General features: G+C 71.4%; 15 protein-coding genes. 4 read left to right on the top strand and 11 right to left on the bottom strand.

Translation table 11 applies throughout. From position 1 onward, the window contains the following. Window positions 1–30 precede the first annotated feature (30 nt). The 3 genes from EL493_RS11595 to EL493_RS11585 are packed head-to-tail and all read left to right on the top strand — an operon-like array spanning window position 31 to window position 2,349. Window positions 31–405, top strand: coding sequence for a hypothetical protein (locus EL493_RS11595; RefSeq protein WP_019045787.1), 375 nt, complete (start codon window positions 31–33; stop codon window positions 403–405). Next, window positions 402–2,075, top strand: coding sequence for a hypothetical protein (locus EL493_RS33520; protein WP_022567183.1), 1,674 nt, complete (start codon window positions 402–404; stop codon window positions 2,073–2,075). The genes EL493_RS11595 and EL493_RS33520 overlap by 4 nt, the downstream gene beginning before the upstream one ends. A gap of 4 nt (window positions 2,076–2,079) precedes the next feature. Beyond that, a complete protein-coding gene (locus tag EL493_RS11585) occupies window positions 2,080–2,349 on the top strand; it encodes a DUF6191 domain-containing protein (RefSeq protein WP_019045786.1) in 270 nt (89 codons plus the stop codon). 15 nt (window positions 2,350–2,364) lie between these two features. On the opposite strand, the gene proB is transcribed toward EL493_RS11585, so the two are convergent. The 9 genes from proB to EL493_RS11540 all read right to left on the bottom strand — a co-directional run bounded on the left by proB (window position 2,365) and on the right by EL493_RS11540 (window position 14,656). Next, window positions 2,365–3,462, bottom strand: coding sequence for a glutamate 5-kinase (proB, locus tag EL493_RS11580; RefSeq protein WP_030202577.1), 1,098 nt, complete (start codon window positions 3,460–3,462; stop codon window positions 2,365–2,367). A 145-nt stretch (window positions 3,463–3,607) separates the two neighbouring features. Beyond that, window positions 3,608–5,062, bottom strand: coding sequence for a GTPase ObgE (gene obgE / locus EL493_RS11575; protein ID WP_022567182.1), 1,455 nt, complete (start codon window positions 5,060–5,062; stop codon window positions 3,608–3,610). A 121-nt stretch (window positions 5,063–5,183) separates the two neighbouring features. Then, window positions 5,184–5,450: a 50S ribosomal protein L27 gene (gene rpmA, locus EL493_RS11570; RefSeq protein WP_022567181.1), complete on the bottom strand. Its 267-nt coding sequence runs from the start codon at window positions 5,448–5,450 to the stop codon at window positions 5,184–5,186. Window positions 5,451–5,468: 18 nt separating this feature from the next. Next, window positions 5,469–5,780 (bottom strand): 50S ribosomal protein L21, encoded by a 312-nt coding sequence (gene rplU / locus EL493_RS11565; RefSeq protein ID WP_019045782.1) that lies wholly within the window; start codon window positions 5,778–5,780, stop codon window positions 5,469–5,471. A gap of 264 nt (window positions 5,781–6,044) precedes the next feature. After that, the gene (locus tag EL493_RS11560) at window positions 6,045–9,119 is read right to left on the bottom strand and encodes a translation initiation factor IF-2 N-terminal domain-containing protein (RefSeq protein ID WP_411550725.1); all 3,075 of its coding nucleotides are present in this window, start codon (window positions 9,117–9,119) and stop codon (window positions 6,045–6,047) included. 549 nt (window positions 9,120–9,668) lie between these two features. Then, window positions 9,669–10,085, bottom strand: coding sequence for a nucleoside-diphosphate kinase (gene ndk, locus EL493_RS11555; RefSeq protein ID WP_019045780.1), 417 nt, complete (start codon window positions 10,083–10,085; stop codon window positions 9,669–9,671). 43 nt (window positions 10,086–10,128) lie between these two features. Beyond that, entirely contained in the window at window positions 10,129–10,524 is a 396-nt protein-coding gene (locus tag EL493_RS11550) for a DUF4233 domain-containing protein (protein WP_022567179.1), read from the bottom strand. Beyond that, complete coding sequence (gene folC / locus EL493_RS11545; protein ID WP_051719521.1) at window positions 10,521–11,891, bottom strand: bifunctional tetrahydrofolate synthase/dihydrofolate synthase; 1,371 nt, start codon at window positions 11,889–11,891, stop codon at window positions 10,521–10,523. The genes EL493_RS11550 and folC overlap by 4 nt, the downstream gene beginning before the upstream one ends. A gap of 86 nt (window positions 11,892–11,977) precedes the next feature. Then, the gene (locus EL493_RS11540) at window positions 11,978–14,656 is read right to left on the bottom strand and encodes a valine--tRNA ligase (RefSeq protein ID WP_019045777.1); all 2,679 of its coding nucleotides are present in this window, start codon (window positions 14,654–14,656) and stop codon (window positions 11,978–11,980) included. Between the two features lie 388 nt (window positions 14,657–15,044). Here EL493_RS11540 and EL493_RS11535 point away from each other — a divergent pair, with 388 nt between their 5' ends. Next, on the top strand, window positions 15,045–15,668 hold the full coding sequence (locus EL493_RS11535; protein WP_019045776.1) for an AAA family ATPase: 624 nt from the start codon (window positions 15,045–15,047) through the stop codon (window positions 15,666–15,668). Window positions 15,669–15,677: 9 nt separating this feature from the next. Here EL493_RS11535 and EL493_RS11530 read toward each other — a convergent pair whose 3' ends face one another. Further along, window positions 15,678–16,628, bottom strand: a complete 951-nt coding sequence (locus EL493_RS11530) for a YegS/Rv2252/BmrU family lipid kinase (protein WP_019045775.1) — start codon at window positions 16,626–16,628, stop codon at window positions 15,678–15,680. Then, window positions 16,625–18,253, bottom strand: a complete 1,629-nt coding sequence (locus EL493_RS11525; RefSeq protein WP_019045774.1) for an FAD-binding oxidoreductase — start codon at window positions 18,251–18,253, stop codon at window positions 16,625–16,627. The genes EL493_RS11530 and EL493_RS11525 overlap by 4 nt, the downstream gene beginning before the upstream one ends. Between the last annotated feature and the right edge of the window lie 32 nt (window positions 18,254–18,285).

Below are 18,285 nucleotides of genomic sequence, written 5' to 3'. Positions count from 1 at the left end.
CGCCGACGCACGATCTGGAGGGGAGACGCGATGACGATCGACAGCAGCAGAGCCGAGATCTCCCGGTTCCGCAGCGCCGCCGCGGCGGGGACCGTGAAGTTCGACCCCGATGCCGCGCGCCGTTGCGCCGCGCTCTACGAGGAGCAGGCCGACAAGCTCGCCGCCCTGCGTCAGCGGCTCGAAACCGCTTCCGAGGCGGGCGGATTCGGCGGTTTCGTCTCCGCCCAGCAGTTGCAGGCCGGTTTCGCGCACAAGGCCCGCGACGCGGCCGATCTGCTCGACCGCTACATCGAGGCGGCCTACCGGATGAAGGAGGCGTTCCTGCTCAGCGCCGGACTGCTCGACGAGGCCGACGCCGCCGCGGCCGCCGCCCTGCGCGCCGTCGATCCGAGGCAGCGCCGATGAGCGGCACCGATCCCACCTACATCAGCGCGATGGAGCACTTCGAGTCCGTCCCGCACGAGCAGATCTACGCGCGCACCCAGCAGATCGACGCCGCCGAGATCCTCGGCGCCTCCATGGCCTGGCTGGAAGCCGCCGCGGCACTCACCACCTCCATGCCGCTGACCAGGGACAACGCCGACAGGATCATCGCCGACACCGGCTGGGAGGGCGCGGCCGCCGAGGCCGCCTTCGCCGGTACCCGCAGTTACGCGGCGTCGGTGGACGAGCTGGCCGCCGTCCTGGCCGAGGTCGGCGCCCGCCTCGGCGGTGTGGCCGCCGCGGCGGAAGCGGTGAAAGTCGCGGTGGTCGCGCCAGGCGGTTCCGGGCCCATCGGGACCATCGCCCGGCTGCTCGAAGCGGCCCACGTCATCGACGCGCAGATGGCGGCGGAGGCGTTGCGGCAGGAAGCCGTGCTGGCCATGAACATGATCTACAAGCCGGCCTACACCCTCGCGGGGACCGCAGTCCCGGCCCTGCCCGCCCCGCAGGACACGCCCTCGACGCCCAACGGGTCGGCGCCCACGCCGGATTCCGGCGCACCGCGGGGATCCTCACCCAACGGATCGGCACCGACACCGGATTCCGGTGCACCGCAAGAATCCTCACCCAACGGCAACTCCCCCCAGCCCGGCACCGCACCACCGGAAACGCAGACCGCTCCGGAAACGCCCGCGAACCCGAACCAGCCCGGCGACGATTCCGCGCCGAACCAGAACCCACCCACCACCGAGCACCCACCGAGCACGACACCCACACCCTCCAGCGAGAACCCCACGCCGAGCACCACGCCCCCGGCCACGGAACAGCCTCCGACACAACAGGACTCGACCCAACCGACGACCCCGCCGCCGTCGACCACCGATCAGCCCGCCCCGACCTCGGAGCAGCCGGCACCACCCGCGCCCACCTCGGAACCGCCCGTTCCCCCGACAACCACCGACAGTCCAGCGCCAGAAACCCCCGCCCCGAGCTCGGAACAGCCGGCACCGCAAGCACCCGCGCCTACCTCGGAGCGACCTGCCCCAGCACCGGAAACGTCTGCGCCGCAGCCCGCTCCGCCCGAACCACCGGCACCCTCCACAGCGGAGCCTGCGCCGGAAACACCCGCACCGAGCTCGGAACTACCGGCACCACCGCAGATACCCGCACCACCTTCGGAGCGGCCCGCCCCACCGCCGGAAACATCTGCGCCACAACCCGATCCGCCCGCCCCCACAGCGGAGGAGCCGGCGCCGCAGGCGTCACCCGACCAACCGGCACCACCCGCTCCCACCTCGGCGCAGCCGGCTCCGCCGCCGGAAACGTCTGCGCCGCAGCCCGCTCCGCCCGAACCGCCCGCCCCCACCAGGGACGAGCCGGCGCCCCAGGTTCCGGTGCCCACCTCGGAGCAGACGCAACCACCGCGTGCGCCGGAACCGCCGCCGGTTCAGCAGGCGCCACCGCGTGCTCCGGAACCGCCGCCGGGTCAGCAGGCGCCGCCGCTGCCGATCGATCCCGGTCCGCTCGATCCGGGCGGTCAGCCGGGTGTCACGGGGCCGATTCCCGATGCGGGTGGCCCACCCGCGCAGACGGTTCCGCCCGCGCCGCCGCTCGATCTCGATCAGCCCGGCGTGATCCCGCCGCGGGGGTGATCGGGTGAGCGCGGTGCTGGGTGTGGTGACGTTCGCGGTCGCGGTGATCGCTATCGATCGGCTCGGGTTGTGGGCGGAGCGGCGCGGCTGGATCCATTGGCGGCGGACGCGGGGCACCGGCGCGGGGGCCGGGATGCTGAGCGTGGTCGACGAGGTGGTGAATCCGGCGAGCAGGCACAGCGTCGAGGAACGAGAGGCCAAGCAGCACACGCGAGTCGAGGACGGCACGGGCTGGGGCCTCGACCTCGACAGCCGGACGGTGTATCTGCGCTGAGCGGTGCGCCCCGGCTCAGACCTTGACGAGGTCGTCGGCGTGGATGACCGGGCGCTGCATGGTGTCGGGCAGTTCGGTGGTGGACCGGCCGAGCATGGTCGACAGCTCGGTGCTGTCGTATTCGACGACACCGCGGGCGACGACGCGATTGTCGGGGCTCACCAGGTCCACGACATCGCCGCCGAAGAAGCGCCCGCGCACGCCGGTGATGCCCGCGGCCAGCAACGACCGGCGTTTCGCCACGGCCTCGACGGCGCCCGCGTCGAGCAGCACCGCACCGCGGGTGTCGGCGGCGTGCCGGACCCAAAACTTGCGGCCGGACAGGCGCACCGGGCGGGCGGCGAAGGCGGTGCCGACCGTGCCGTCGGCGAGCGCGGTCGCGGCGTCGGCGGCCGAGGCCAGCAGCACCGGAATGCCCGCGTCGGCGGCGAGGCGGGCCGCGGACAGTTTCGACGCCATCCCGCCGGTGCCGAGCGCGCCGCCGCTCCCGGCGATCACGCCGTCGAGGTCGGCGCTGCTGCGCACCTCGGGGATGAAGTTCGCGGCGCGCTTGCGCGGGTCGCCGTCGTAGAGGCCGGCCACATCGGAGAGCAGGATCAGCGCGTCGGCGCCGACCAGATGCGCCACCAGCGCGGCGAGCCGGTCGTTGTCGCCGAAGCGGATCTCCTCGGTGGCCACCGTGTCGTTCTCGTTGACCACCGCGACCGCGCCGAGTGAACGCAACCGATCCAGCGTGCGCTGGGCATTGCGGTGATGCTCGCGCCGGGCGAAGTCGTCGGCGGAGAGCAGGACCTGGCCGACGGTGCGGTCGTAGCGGGCGAACGAGGTCCCCCAGGCGTGGGCGAGCGCGAGCTGGCCCACGCTGGCGGCGGCCTGCTTGGTGGCCAGATCCTTGGGCCTGCGCGACAGCCCCAGCGGCGCGATGCCCGCTCCGATCGCGCCGGAGGACACCACCACCACATCCGACCCAGCCCGCATCCGCGCCTCGACGGCGTCGGCCAGCCGGTCGAGCCGGTCGGTGTCGAGCCCGCCCTCGAGGCTGGTCAGCGCCGACGAACCGATCTTCACCACCACCGCGCGCGCCGACACGATGGCCTGACGCGCCGCGCTCAGCTCCGAACTCACCTGCATCGCCTAACTCCCTGCACCGCGATCACCATCGTCGACGGTCCCGGCCGACGCCGGTGACCCACCGCAGTATGCCGATCGAACGGCCCCGTCCGACACCGGTTTTCGACGGCGCGGACGCGGCCGGACCCTACTTCTCGTTCTCGTCGAGCAGACCGCGCCGCGCTCGCGAGGCGTGCTTGCGCTCGGCCGCGCCCACGCGGTCGTTGCGTTCCAGGCGCACGTCGGTACCGCGACCGGTCGGCGTGATGTCCACACCGGCGGAGACCTGCGGCTCCCACTCGAACGACACGTCACCGATGGTCACCGAGCACCCCGGCTCGGCGCCCTGCTTGACCAGCTCGGCCTCGACACCGAGGCGGGCCAGCCGGTCGGCCAGGTAGCCGACGGCCTCGTCGTTGTCGAACTGGGTCTGCCGCACCCAGCGCTCCGGCCTGGTGCCGCGCACGATGAAGCCACCCGGCTCCTGCGGATCGGCGTACACGCTGAAACCGGACTCGTCGGCCGCGATCGGGCGGATGATCTGGCGCTTGGGCGCGGCCTTGGGGTGATCCTCGCGATACTGGCGGACCATGTCGGCCAGCGCGAAGGTGAGCGGGCGCAGTCCCGCGCGGCTCACCGCGGAGATCTCGAACACCGGCCAGCCGCGTTCGGTGAACTCGGGGGTCACCATCTCGGCGAGTTCGGCGGCGTCGGGGACGTCGGTCTTGTTCAGGATCACCACGCGCGGGCGGTCGGCCAGGTCGCCCAGGCTCGCGTCACCGGCCAGGGCCGGCTTGTAGGCGGCCAGTTCGGCTTCCAGGGCGTCGACGTCGGAGACCGGGTCGCGGCCGGGCTCGAGGGTGGCGCAGTCGACCACGTGCGCGAGCACGGCGCAGCGCTCCAGGTGGCGCAGGAAGTCCAGGCCGAGGCCGCGGCCGTCGCTGGCGCCGGGAATCAGGCCCGGCACGTCGGCGACGGTGAAGGTGGTGTCACCGCTGGCCACCACGCCCAGGTTCGGGACCAGGGTGGTGAACGGGTAGTCGGCGATCTTGGGCTTGGCGGCCGAGAGCACCGACACCAGCGAGGACTTGCCCGCCGACGGGAACCCGACCAGGCCGACGTCGGCGACCGACTTCAGCTCCAGGACCAGGTCGGACTCTTCGCCCTCCTCGCCGAGGAGCGCGAAACCGGGCGCCTTGCGCGCCTTGGACGCCAGCGAGGCGTTGCCCAGGCCGCCGCGTCCGCCCTTGGCGATCACGTAGCGGTTGCCCGCGCCGACGAGGTCGACCACGACCTCACCGTCGCCGTTGACGACCACGGTGCCGTCGGGCACCTTCAGCACCAGATCGGTGCCCATCTTGCCGTCGCGGTTGCCGCCCTCACCGGGCTTGCCGTTGCCTGCCTTGGCGTGCGGGTGGAAGTGGAAGTCGAGCAGGGTGTGGACGTTGGCGTCGACCTCGAGGATCACGTCCCCGCCGTTGCCGCCGTTGCCACCGTCGGGCCCGCCGAGCGGCTTGAACTTCTCACGATGCACCGAGGCGCAACCGTGTCCACCTCTACCGGCACGAACATGTAGCACGACGCGGTCGATGAATTTGGACATGGGTTGATCCTCCTCCTTCTGACTGGTCGATTGCGGTAAGGGTGGGCGAACACGACGGAGCGGGTCAGGGAATGAACCCTGACCCGCTCCGGTGTCCGTGGGGAGCTGACGCTCCAGGCGGTCAGGCCTGGGCCGGCTCCGGGACGACGATGTTGACGGTCTTGCGGCCACGCTTGGTGCCGAACTCGACCGCGCCCGCCGCCAGGGCGAACAGGGTGTCGTCGCCGCCACGACCGACGTTCACGCCGGGGTGGAAGTGGGTTCCGCGCTGACGGACCAGGATCTCGCCCGCGCTGACCTTCTGGCCACCGAAGCGCTTCACGCCGAGGCGCTGGGCGTTCGAATCACGACCGTTCCGGGAGCTGGATGCGCCCTTCTTATGTGCCATTGCTTCGTCTCCTCGCGCTTACTTGATGCCGGTGACCTTGATGACCGTCAGCTGCTGACGGTGACCCTGGCGCTTGTGGTAGCCGGTCTTGTTCTTGAACTTGTGGATCCGGATCTTCGGGCCCTTGGTCTGGTCGACGACCTCGGCGGCCACGGAGATCTTGGCCAGCTTGTCGGCGTCGGTGGTCAGATCGGCGCCGTCGACGACGAGAACCGGGGTCAGGGCCACGGCAGTGCCGGGCTCGCCCTCGATCTTCTCGACCTTCACCAGGTCACCGACCGCGACCTTGTACTGCTTTCCGCCGGTCTTGACGATTGCGTACGCTGCCATCGGTCGGCTTCCTCCACTCACGGTTGGTCGTGCTCGTTTCACGTCACAGCTGCGACGTGGATCTTTGGCTCATCCCCGCCTGCGCAGGGAGGGAATTTGGTCGCTTGCCTGCGGTATCACCCGGACTGGTCAGCCAGGTGCCCAATCGCTGGGCAGCGACCGACCCAGGTTACCAGAACCGCACCCCGTCCCCCAATTCGGCAGGTGAGCACGGTTTTGGTGCGCTTGCGTGCGCGGGACGGACCCGCGCACGCAAGCGCCCGGCTACTGCGAGTCGGCGGGCGCGCCCGCGGGACGCGCCACCGCCCGCCTGCGCGGCTTGCGCTCGGGGACCACCACCGGCTCGGCGGCGAAGTCCACCACGGCCGCAGCGGGCGGCTGCTCGTTCGTCGACAGGACGAACACGGCACCCGCGCTGTCCGCCGCCGGAGCGGCCGTCGAACGGGCCACCCGCCGCCTGCGAGGCGTGCGCGGGGCAGGTTCCTCGGCGACGGGCTGTTCGGGTTCCGGTTCGGGCTCGACCGCGGCGGCCGCGGGCTGCTCGGCCACCGGCTGCTCGGGCTCGACCGCGGCGGTCACCGGCTCATCGGCCGGCGGCTCCTCGGCTTCCGGCTCCGCTGCCTCGGCGGCGGGCTCGGCCGGGATGACCCCGGTCAGCGCCGGCGCCTCCGCGGCCTGCTCACTGCTCGCGGCGGCCCGGCTGGACCGACGCGACCGCGACCGCGTGCGGCGGGCGGGCTCGGCGGCGACGGTCTCCTCGACCACCGCCTCCTCGGGCGCCGCGGCCACGGCCTGCTCCTCGACGTGCTCGGCGTCCTCACCGTGGTGGGCGGCCATCGCGAGCGCGACCGGGTGGGCCCGCTTGACCGCGATGTCCTCCTCGCCCGCGTGCTCGGCGGCCGGGGCCGTGCCGTTGGTGGCGGGCGCGGCGGTCTGCTTGTCGCGGTCCTTGTCCTTGCCGCGGCGACGGCGCGAACCGCCCTCCTTGGCCCGGCCCGCCTGCTCGTCGGCGCCCGACGCGGCGTCGACCGGGTAGGAGTGCACGAGGATGCCGCGACCGTGGCAGTGCTCACAGGTGGTGGAGAACGCCTCGACCAGTCCGGTGCCCAGCTTCTTGCGGGTCATCTGGACCAGGCCCAGCGAGGTCACCTCCGACACCTGGTGCCGGGTGCGGTCCCGGCCCAGCGCCTCGGTGAGACGGCGCAGCACCAGGTCGCGGTTGGATTCGAGCACCATGTCGATGAAGTCGACGACGATCATGCCGCCGATGTCGCGCAGGCGCATCTGCCGCACGATCTCCTCGGCCGCCTCCAAGTTGTTCTTGGTGACGGTCTCCTCCAGGTTCGAGGAACCCGAGCCGGTGAACTTGCCGGTGTTGACGTCGACGACGGTCATCGCCTCGGTCCGGTCGATCACCAGGGTGCCGCCCGAGGGCAGCCACACCTTGCGGTCGAGCGCCTTGGCCAGTTGCTCGTCGATGCGGAACGCGTCGAACACGTCGACACCGTTGTTCTCGTGCCGGTTCACCCGCGGCAGCAGGTCCGGCGCGACGGTGCGCACGTAGGTCTCGACGGTGCTCCACGCGCGCTCGCCCTCGATGACCAGCTTGGCGAAGTCCTCGTTGAACAGGTCGCGGATGACCTTGACCAGCATGTCCGGCTCTTCGTAGAGAGCCTTGGGCGCGTCCTTGCCCGAGGACTTCGAGGCCTCCTCGATGGTGCGCCAGGTGGCCTGCAGCCGCTCGACGTCGCGGGCCAGCTCGGCCTCGCTCACGCCCTCGGACGCGGTGCGGATGATCACCCCGGCGTCGGCCGGGACGATGTCGCGCAGGATCTCCTTGAGCCGCTTGCGCTCGGTGTCGGGCAGCTTGCGGCTGATCCCGGTGGAGGTGCCGCCCGGCACGTACACCAGGAAGCGACCGGCCAGCGAGATCTGGGTGGTCAGCCGGGCGCCCTTGTGACCCACCGGGTCCTTGGACACCTGCACCAGCACCTGATCGCCGGGCTTGAGCGCCTGCTCGATCTTGCGCTCCCGGCCGCCGAGACCGGCGGCCTCCCAGTTCACCTCACCGGCGTAGAGCACGCCGTTGCGGCCACGGCCGATGTCGATGAACGCGGCCTCCATGCTGGGCAGCACGTTCTGCACCTTGCCGAGGTAGACGTTGCCCACCATCGACGCCTGGCCGGAGCTGGTCACGAAGTGCTCGACCAGGATGTTGTCCTCCAGCACCGCCACCTGGGTGGTGGTCTGGTGACCGGCGTGCTCGCTCGCCTCGAACGCCTTCTCCCGCACGACCATCACCCGGTCGACCGCCTCGCGGCGAGCCAGGAACTCCGACTCGGTCAGGATCGGCGGACGGCGGCGGCCCGCCTCGCGGCCGTCGCGGCGGCGCTGGCGCTTGGCCTCGAGCCGGGTGGAGCCGGAGATGCCCTGCACCTCGTCGGAGCCCGAACGGCCCCGGCTCTTGTTGCGCGGCTCGCGCTCGTGCACCACGGTGTTCGGCGGATCGTCGTCGGACCCGGCGTCCTCGCCGGATTCCCCGCCGACCTTGCGGCGGCGGCGACGACGGCGGCGACGGCTCGCGCCCTCGGGCAGTCCGTCCTCGTCCTCGGTGTCGGTCTCGGCGTCGTCGGCCTGCTCGGCCTCGTCGGTCGAGGCCTCCGCGGCGGCCGACTCGTCGTCGGTGTCGGTGTCGGCGCCCTCGGTGTCGGTGTCGTCACCGTCGGCGGCCTGCTCGCCACGGCCGCGGCCACGGCCACGGCGGCCACGACGACGGCGACGCGGCTGACCGTCGGCGTCGTTGTCGCCGGTGTCGTTGTCGCTGGCGTCGCCCGGCTCGGCCTCGTCCTCGGCGGCGGTCTCGGGCTCGACCTCGTCGACCGGCTCCTCGACGCGCTTGGCCGTGCGCTCGGCGCGGCGGCGCTTGCGGGTCTCCTCGGCGGCGGTGGCGTCCGGCGGCAGGAACAGCGGGGCCACGAAGGCGGGCGCGTCGAAGGTCACCGGCTCGGCCACCGGGGTCTCGGTGACGCGATGGGTGAACAGATCGGTGTGCGGGTCGGTGCCCGCGGGCTCGGTCGCCGAGAACATCGGCGCGGGCGCGGTCGGGTCGGCCGGCTGCTCGGCGACGGTGGGTGCGGCGGGCTGCGCCGCGGCGGGGGTGGATGCCGGGGATTCGCCGGTCTCGGCGTCGGCGGCGGCGATCGCGTCCCGGACGGTCTCGGCGACCGCGCGATCCACGTTCGACTGGACGCTGCGTGCCTCGGCTCCCAGTTCGGCCAGTTTGGCCAGGATGCGCTTGCTGGTCACTCCCAACCGCTTGGCCAGTGCATGAACTCGAATTCGCTCCGGCAATTGATCGGCATCCTGTTGTGTTGTGTCCAGCGGCTCTGTATCGGCCACGAAGTCTCCTCGGGCCCCCGGGCGCGTCCCTCCCCGGTACGGGAGTGACGCGGCCGTCGCGGGGGCATCGTCCGTGCACCTCGCACCGAAGGTACGAGGGTCATCTGGTCTCGCCCCGCGTGTCCGGCCACACCTCGATCGAACTCTGGCGGGCCAACCGGTCACGCGGCGCCTGGCTGTACGGCGTGACGCCGCGTTCCGAGCGCTCATCCAGCGTGCCGGGCGGGCAACCCCAGCAACAGGGTCGTCCATGGCAGCGATGATCGGCATCCGATCGCGGTGTCATCCGGTCATGTCCGTCGCCGCCGTCGCGTACCTGCGCGACAGGCTGTCACCAACCGCCCATGAGAGGCATCGGCGTCGAACACATCCATAGTCAGTATCCCATACGGTTCGCGCTGCGATCGCCATCGGCGCAACTCAGGCGAACTCCGCGCCGCTCGAGCTCGTCGCGTCCGCACCGGACGCGACGAGCGAGTACAGCGCGAATCAGGCAGGAAATTCCGGGAACCAGAGCGTGATCTCACGCTTGGCGGACTCGGGCGAGTCGGAGCCGTGGACGAGGTTGAACTGGGTCTCCAGACCGAAGTCGCCGCGGATGGTGCCCGGGGTGGCCTTCTCCACCGGGTCGGTGCCGCCGGCCAGCTGACGGAACGCCGCGATCGCGCGCGGACCCTCCAGCACGGCCGCGACGACCGGGCCCGAGGTGATGAACTCGATGAGCGAGCCGAAGAACGGGCGCTCGGCATGCTCGGCGTAGTGCTCCTCGGCGAGCGCCACGGACACGTTCTTCAGCTCCAGCGCCTTGATGATGAGGCCCTTGCGCTCGATCCGCGCGAGCACCTCGCCGACGAGGCCACGGGAGACGCCGTCCGGCTTGATGAGTACCAAAGTCTGCTCAGTCACGGCGACACTCTATCCGGCGCCGCCGCGCCGGGCCGAACTCGTCTCAGTTCTTGCGGCCCATCCGCTGGCTGGGCAGCAAACCGGCGTCCATCCGGCGCTGTACATCCGAGCGCAGCACCAGGATGAACGCCCACACCGCCAGGAAAACCAGACCGATGATCCCGATGGACAGATGGATGAAGACGCCCGCCAGCACCAACACCTGCAGGCCGAGGTTGAACGGGATCGCCCACGGTTTGCGCTGCAACCCGGCGCCCAGGATCATCAGCACCGCCAGGGTCACCAGGTAGGTGCCGGAGAACCAGGTCACCCCGCCGCCGACGTCGGCGACCACCGGCAGCGCCAGCAGCACCACGATCGCCTCGAGGACCAGCGTCCCGGCCATGACCCCGCGCAGTCCCTTCCAGGGATCGGTCGTGGGAGGAGGGACATCGCTCATGACGGGGCCTTTCCGAAGAGGGCGCGCGCGGCGCCCGCGGTGACCACCGAACCGGTCACCACGACACCGGCGCCGGAGATCACGTCGCCGGCGTCGCCCGCCTGCTCGGCCAGCGCGATCGCCGATTCCAGCGCGTCGGGCAGGGTCTCGGCGATGACCACCCGCTCGTCGCCGAAGCGCTGCACGGCCAGGTCGGCGAGCGCGTCGACCTCCATCGAGCGCGGCGAGCCGTTGGTGGTGACCACGACCTCGTCGAAGACCGGTTCCAGCGCGTCCAGGATGCCCGCGGCGTCCTTGTCCGCGAGCACGGCGACGACGCCGACCAGCTTGCGGAAGTCGAACTCGCCGGTGAGGGTGTTCGCCAGCGCCTGCGCGCCCGCGGGATTGTGCGCCGCGTCGACGAAGATGGTGGGCGCGTTGCGCATCCGCTCCATCCGGCCCGGGCTGGCCGCGCTCGCGAAACCGGAGCGCACCGCCTCGATGTCGAGCTGACGATCCGCGCCCGCGCCGAAGAAGGCTTCCACCGCGGCCAGCGCGAGCGAGGCGTTGCGGGCCTGGTGCTCGCCGTGCAGCGGCAGGAAGATCTCGTCGTAGACACCGCCGAGACCCTGCAGCGTCAGCAGCTGGCCGCCGACCGCGACCGCCCGCTCCAGCACCCGGAACTCCGCACCCTCGCGGGCGACGGCGGCGTCGGCCTCGACGGCCCGGCGCAGCAGCACGTCCATCACCTCGGGCTGCTGCTCGGCGATCACCGCGACGGTGTCGGTGGGCACCAGCGACTCGGGCGCGCGCTTGATGATCCCGGCCTTCTCCTTGGCGATGGAGGGCAGGTCGGGGCCGAGGTACTCGGTGTGGTCGAGACCGATCGGGGTGATCACCGCGACCTGGCCGTCGACGACGTTGGTCGCGTCCCAGGTGCCGCCCATGCCGGTCTCCACGACCGCCACGTCGACCGGCGCCTCGGCGAAGGCGGCGAAGGCCATGCCGGTGAGCACCTCGAACTTGCTCATCGCCGGGCCGCCCGCGGCCGCGGACTGCTGGTCGATCATGCCGATGTAGGGCTCGAGCTCGCGGAAGGTCTCCACGTACTTCGCCGGGCTGATCGGGGCGTTGTCGACGCTGATCCGCTCGGTCGCCAGCTGCAGGTGCGGGCTGGTGATCCGGCCGGTGCGCCGGTGCAGGGCGGTGAGCAGGGCGTCGATCATCCGGGTGACCGAGGTCTTGCCGTTGGTCCCGGCGACGTGGATCGCCGGGTAGTTGCGCTGCGGGTTGCCCAGCAGGTCCATCAGCGTGGCGATCCGCGTCAGCGACGGCTCGATCTTGGTCTCCGGCCAGCGCTTGTCGAGCTCGGCCTCGACCAGCGCCATCTCGGCCAGGTCGACCGGCGACGGACCGGCGCCCAGCGGCGCCGGGGTGTGGTCGTCGGCGTCGAACTGGGGCTCCGGCTCGTCGTTCACTTGCCGCTCAGCTCCGCCAGCCGGGCGCCGATCCGCGCGACCTCGGCCGCGGCGACGTCGCGGCGGCCGGTGATCTTGTCCACCACCTGCTGCGGCGCCTTGGCCAGGAACGCCTCGTTGCCCAGCTTGGCCGTGGTGGTGTCGAGGTCCTTCTGCGCGACCGCGAGATCCTTCTCCAGCCTGCGCCGCTCGGCGTCGAGGTCGATGGCGCCGGAGGTGTCGAGCTGCACGGTGACCGTCGCGGACGACAGGCGGACCTGCACCTCGGCGGTGGTGGCGAAGTCGTCACCCGGTTCGGTCAGGCGGGCCAGGTTGGCCACCGAACCGGCGAACGCGCCGAGCCCGGCCTCGTCCAGACCGACCAGGGTGGCCTTCACCTTCTGCTTGTCGGCCAGGCCCTGATCGCTGCGGAAGCGGCGGATCTCGGTGATCAGGCGCTGGGTGTCGGCGACCCGCTGGGCGGCCACGGTGTCGGTGCCGACGCCGGTCGCGGCCGGCCACGGGGCGACGACCACCGATTCGCCGCCGGTCAGGGCCTTCCACAGGGTCTCGGTGACGAAGGGGATCACCGGGTGCAGCAGGCGCAGCACCGCGTCGAGCACGGTGCCCAGCACCACGGCGGTGCTCTCGGCGCGCGCGTCGGACTCGGCGAACTGCACCTTCGACAGCTCCAGGTACCAGTCGCACAGCTCGTCCCAGGCGAAGTGGTAGAGCGCCTCGCAGGCCTTGCCGAACTCGTAGGCGTCGAAGGCCGCGTCGACCTCGGCGCGCACCTCGTCGAGCCGGTCGACGATCCAGCGATCGGTGTCGGTGAGGGTCTCGCGCGGCGGCAGCTCACCCGAGCGGGCGCCGTTCATCAGCGCGAACTTGGTGGCGTTGAACAGCTTGGTGACGAAGCTGCGCGAGGCCAGCGCGTGCGCCTCGCCGACGGAGAGGTCACCGCCGGGCTGGGCGCCGCGGGCCAGGGTGAAGCGCAGCGCGTCGGCGCCGTAGGAGTTGATCCAGTCCAGCGGGTCGATGCCGTTGCCGCGCGACTTCGACATCTTCTTGCCGTGCTGGTCGCGAATCAGGCCGTGCAGGAAGACGTCCTCGAACGGCACCTGCTTCTGCGCGCCCTTGCCGACCGTGAGCACCGGATCGTCGCTGACGAACATGCCGAACATCATCATCCGGGCCACCCAGAAGAACAGGATGTCGTAGCCGGTGACGAGCACGCTGGTGGGATAGAACTTGGCCAGCTCCGGGGTGGCCTCGGGCCAGCCCATCGTGGAGAACGGCCACAGGCCCGAGGAGAACCAGGTGTCGAGCACGTCCGGGTCCTGCACCCAGCCCTCGGGCGCTTCCTCGTCCGGGCCCAGGCACACGATCTCGCCCTCGGGGCCGTACCAGATCGGGATGCGGTGACCCCACCACAGCTGGCGCGAGATGCACCAGTCGTGCATGTTGTCGACCCAGTCGAACCAGCGCGGCTCCTGGCTCGCGGGGTGGATCTTCACGTCGCCCTCGCGGACGGCGTCACCGGCGGCCTTGGCCAGCGACTCGACCTTGACCCACCACTGCATGGACAGGCGCGGCTCGATCGGTTCGCCGGAGCGCTCGGAGTGGCCGACGCTGTGCACGTAGGGCCGCTTCTCGGCGACCACGCGGCCCTCGGCGGCGAGGCGCTCGCGCACCTTCACCCTGGCCTCGAAGCGGTCCATGCCGTCGAATTCGGTTCCGGTGCCGGTGATCCGGCCGCCCTCGTCCATGATCGTGGGCATCGGCAGGTTGTGCCGCAGGCCCATCTCGAAGTCGTTGGGGTCGTGCGCGGGGGTGATCTTCACCGCGCCCGTACCGAACTCCGGGTCGACGTAGTCGTCGGCGATGATCGGGATCTGGCTGCCGGTGATCGGGTGGTAGACGGTGGTGCCGATCATCGCGGCGTAGCGCGGATCGTCGGGGTGCACGGCCACGGCGGTGTCACCGAGCATCGTCTCGACACGCGTGGTCGCGACGACGACATGCGGCTCGTTGTCGTCGAGCGAGCCGTAGCGCAGCGAGACGAGCTCGCCCTCGACGTCCTTGTAGTCCACCTCGAGATCGGAGATACCGGTTTTCAGCACCGGCGACCAGTTCACCAGCCGCTCGGCCCGGTAGATCAGGCCCGCGTCGTACATTTTCTTGAAGATGGTGCGGACGGCGCGCGAGAGGCCCTCGTCCATGGTGAAGCGGTCACGGCTCCAGTCCACGCCGTCGCCGAGGCGGCGCATCTGCGCCTGGATCGCGCCACCGGATTCGCGCTTCCAGTCCCAGACCTTGTCGATGAACAGCTCGCGGCCGAAGTCCTCTTTGGTCTTGCCGTCGACGGCGAGCTGCTTCTCCACCACGGTCTGGGTGGCGATGCCGGCGTGGTCCATGCCGGGCAGCCACAGCACCTCGTAACCCTGCATCCGCTTGCGGCGGGTGAGGGTGTCCATCAGGGTGTGGTCGAGGGCGTGGCCCATGTGCAGGGTGCCGGTGACGTTCGGCGGCGGCAGCACGATCGAGTAGGCGGGCTTGCCGCTGGTCGCGTCGGCGCCGAAGTATCCGGCGGCTACCCAGCCCTCGTACAGGTCGGCCTCTACCTCGCTGGGGTTCCAGCTCTTGGGCAGGGCATCGGCACGATTACGCGAGTTGTCTGGGGCTGCGCTGGTCACGCCCCAATCCTAAGGGGCGCCGCCCTCGCGGCTTACCACCACCTCCGGCGGCAGGTCCCGGAGAAAAACAGAGACGGAATCTTCGGTGGATGAGGGACACCGAAGACTCCGTCTACTCCTGTGATACTACCGGCGATTTCGGGCGGGCCACCGAATCCATAGGCAATTCTCAGTTTCTGGTTGCCCCACGGGTAACTTTTGTTCCGCAGCACCGGCGACACGCGGAAGTTGTTGTGAGACATGCCGCTCCGGCGCGAATCCGGGAAATCCCCGATTGCCGAATTGTCCGTTTTCACGGAGCCTGGAGAGGGTGACGCCCCCGCTCGATTCCGCAGCAAGTTCAACGCCTCGATCCGCGCCCCGCCGGATCGTCGCCCCGGTCGATCTCGTGGACCTACGCGCGGGGGTCGTCGACGAGCTCCGCTATCCCGCGGGCACCGTGCTGGTCTTCGCCGGTGTCCCCGGCGCGGGCAAATCCACTGCGCTGCACCGCTTCTTCGCCGCGGGTCCCGACGCCGAGCAGCCGGTGCGCACGGCAGCGGGCGCGCTGGTCCTCGATTCCCAGCACAGCCGCAACCGGCTCCGGCACCGGCTCGGCCTGCTCCCCTATCCGCTGTGGCGGCCCCTGGTGCACCTCGCGCACTATCGCGCCATCCGCGACGCGCTGCGCGCGGCCGACGGTCCGGTGGCGATCCACGACTGCGCGACCTTCGGCTGGAGCCGCAGGATGATCGCGCGATGGGCGCGCGAGGGCAGCCGGGAACTGCACATGGTGCTGATCGATGTGCCCGCGGCGCAGGCCAGACACGGTCAGATCACCCGGGGCCGACGGGTCAACGGGGTCGCGTTCACCGCGCACTGCCGCCGCTGGGAACAGCTGATGGGCGAGCTCGGCGCCCGCGGCGACGGGCCGCTTCCGGTGGGCTCGACGCCATTGGACTCGGCCTCGGTGGTGATCGTCGACCGGCCGACGCTGAGCGCGGTCGACCGCGTCACCTTCGACGCCGCCTGAGCCACGCCCTCAGGGCACCAGCACCGTCAGCGCGCCCGGCATCGCCTGCACGGTCACCGGCAGCATGCCCGCGGGTTCACCGTCTGCGGTCGCGTAGCCGCCGTCGGCGCTCACCGTGATCCGGCGCGCGCGGTAGCGCTTGGTCGACGGGTGGTCGATGCGCTTGCCCGCCGACAGGGCGGGCAGCAGCCGCGCCATCTCGAGCCGGGAGACCGCGCCGACCACGGTGATGTCGAGGTAGCCGTCGTCGGCCAGCGCCTCCGGGCACACCAGCATGCCGCCGCCGTAGGTACGGGTGTTGCCGATCGGCGCCATCACCGCGTCGGTGCGGACCACCGCGTGCTCGCCCTCGGGGTTGTCGAGCGCGCCGGGCGCCAGGCCCGACAGCTCGATCGTGAAGGGCAGCGTGTAGCCGCGCATCAGTTCGGCGACCGCGGCGACCGTGTAGCGCAGCGGGCCGCGCGGGTAGCGCATCTTGTTGGCGCGCAGGGTGACCCGCGCGTCGAAGCCGGTACCGACGACGGTGGCGAACCAGGTGGGAGCCGCGTAGGTGGACTCGATGCGGCCCAGATCGATGTGGCGGACCCGGCCGCGCAGCACGATGTCGACGGCCGCCTCCGGATCGCCGGTCGGGATGCCGAGTTCCCTGGCCAGGTCGTTGCCGGTGCCCGCGGGCACCAGGCCCAGCGGCACCGTGCTGTGCGCCACCGCGGCCAGCAGCACGTTCATCAGCCCGTCACCACCGACGCAGAGCACCGCGTCGGGCCTGCGGTTCTCGCTCGCGATCGCCGCCCGGACCTGCTCGACCGACTCGGCCGCGCTGGGGGCCCTGACCTCGGCCACCTCGACACCCTGGGTCAGCAGCCGCTCGAGCACCGCCTCGGCCACGCCGTCGCCACGTCCCGACCCCGAGTGCGGGTTCGTGACGACGAGGACGCGCCGCACCGAAAGTTCGTTCACGGAACCAGCTTTCCAGGATTGAGCACGCCGGCGGGGTCGAGTTCGCGTTTCACCGCACGCAGCACCCGCACGCCCAGGTCACCGACCTCGGCCCGCATCCACGGGCGGTGGTCGGCGCCGACCGCGTGGTGGTGGGTGATGGTGCCGCCCGCCGCCACCATCGCGTCGCTCGCCGCGGACTTGGCCAGGCGCCACTGCGCGATCGGGTCGTCGAGCTGCTTGGCCACCACGGTGAAGTACAGCGAGGCGCCGGTCGGGTAGGTGTGCGAGATGTGGCACATCACCAGGGCGGGGGTGCCCTGCGAACCGAGCGCGTCCATCAGCGCCCCGGTGACCTTGGTCTTCAGGTTCGTCAGGTTGACCCAGGTGGTGGCGGTCTCCAGGGTCTCGCACAGCACGCCGACGTCGAGCAGGGCATCGCGCAGGTACGGCGCGGCGAAGCGACCGTGCTCCCACTGCCGGGCCGGCGCCTCGCCGAGCGCGGTGCCGCCCGCGGCGGTGAGCAGGCCGCTCGCCTCCAGCGCGCGGGCCGCGACGTGATCCTCGGTGCCCTCGTAGGTGGTGATGGCCAGGCAGCCGGAAACCGGCGCGCCACCGATGTCGCCGGAGCGGGCCAGGTTCAGTCCGGTCTCGGCCTCGTCGGACAGCCGCAGCACGGTCGGCGCGGCGCCGGTCTGCACCAGCGTGCGCAGCGCGGCCGCGCCGGTGGCGAAGTCGGGGAACGACCAGGCCTGGTAGGCGACCGTGGCCGGGACCGGATGCACCCGCAGGGTCACCGAGGTGATGATGCCGAGGGTGCCCTCGGAGCCCACGAACAGCTCCCGCAGGTCGGGGCCCGCGGCGGAGGCGGGCGCCCGGCCCAGCTCGACGCTGCCCTGCGGGGTGGCCACGACCAGGCGTTCGACCATGTCGTCGAACCGGCCGTAGCCCGCCGAGGCCTGGCCCGAGGACCTGGTCGCGGCGAACCCGCCGATGGTGGCGAATTCGAAGCTCTGCGGGAAGTGCCCGAGCGAGAGCCCGTGCTCGCCGAGCAGTTCCTCCGCGCGCGGGCCGGTGAGTCCGGCGCCGAGGGTCGCCAGGCCGCTGACCGGGTCCACGCCGGTGACACTGTCGAGCCTGCGCAGATCGATCGCGACGACGGTGTCGAACTGTCCGCGCGCCGGGTCCACACCGCCGACCACGCTGGTGCCGCCGCCGAACGGAACCACGGCGATGCCGTGTTCGGAACAGTAGCGCAGGACCGCGAGCACCTGCGCGTGATCGGCGGGCAGCACGATGGCGTCCGGCGCGTCCTGGGGACCGTCGGCCCGGCGGCGCAGCAGATCGGGGGTGCTCTTGCCGCCCGCGTGTCGCAGCCGCTCGACGTCGGCGCTGGTGAGATGTTCCTCACCGACGAGCGCGGCCAGTCCGGCGCGGTCGGCGTCGGTGAGGGCGGTGGGGCGCAGCGGCACGTCGCCCTCGTCGCGACGCGCCACCGGCTCGCCCGAGATCCCGAACACCTGCGCGAGCAGGCCGCGGATCTGCGCCGACAGGGGCTGGTGTCCAGCGGGGACACCCCAGGCGTCCCACACCATACGCGGCGGCAGGGTGGTGGCACCGGTGTTTTCGGGTTGCGTCTCGACCATGCGTTACATTCTGACATATAGTGTCAAGCAGT

Origin of the sequence: Nocardia asteroides (genome assembly GCF_900637185.1) — a bacterium.
Lineage (GTDB): Bacteria > Actinomycetota > Actinomycetes > Mycobacteriales > Mycobacteriaceae > Nocardia > Nocardia asteroides.
The sequence above is the reverse complement of the archived record's forward strand: the minus strand, read 5'-3'. Positions and strand labels throughout refer to the sequence as shown.

Excerpts from the sequence above, each read along its gene's own strand:
- EL493_RS11550 (WP_022567179.1), bottom strand. The coding sequence starts at position 10,524 with ATGAGCGATGTCCCTCCTCCCACGACCGATCCCTGGAAGGGACTGCGC.
- EL493_RS11525 (WP_019045774.1), bottom strand. The coding sequence starts at position 18,253 with ATGGTCGAGACGCAACCCGAAAACACCGGTGCCACCACCCTGCCGCCG.
- EL493_RS11595 (WP_019045787.1), top strand. The coding sequence starts at position 31 with ATGACGATCGACAGCAGCAGAGCCGAGATCTCCCGGTTCCGCAGCGCC.
- obgE (WP_022567182.1), bottom strand. The coding sequence starts at position 5,062 with ATGTCCAAATTCATCGACCGCGTCGTGCTACATGTTCGTGCCGGTAGA.
- rplU (WP_019045782.1), bottom strand. The coding sequence starts at position 5,780 with ATGGCAGCGTACGCAATCGTCAAGACCGGCGGAAAGCAGTACAAGGTC.
- EL493_RS33520 (WP_022567183.1), top strand. The coding sequence starts at position 402 with ATGAGCGGCACCGATCCCACCTACATCAGCGCGATGGAGCACTTCGAG.
- rpmA (WP_022567181.1), bottom strand. The coding sequence starts at position 5,450 with ATGGCACATAAGAAGGGCGCATCCAGCTCCCGGAACGGTCGTGATTCG.
- folC (WP_051719521.1), bottom strand. The coding sequence starts at position 11,891 with ATGGCGCTGGTCGAGGCCGAGCTCGACAAGCGCTGGCCGGAGACCAAG.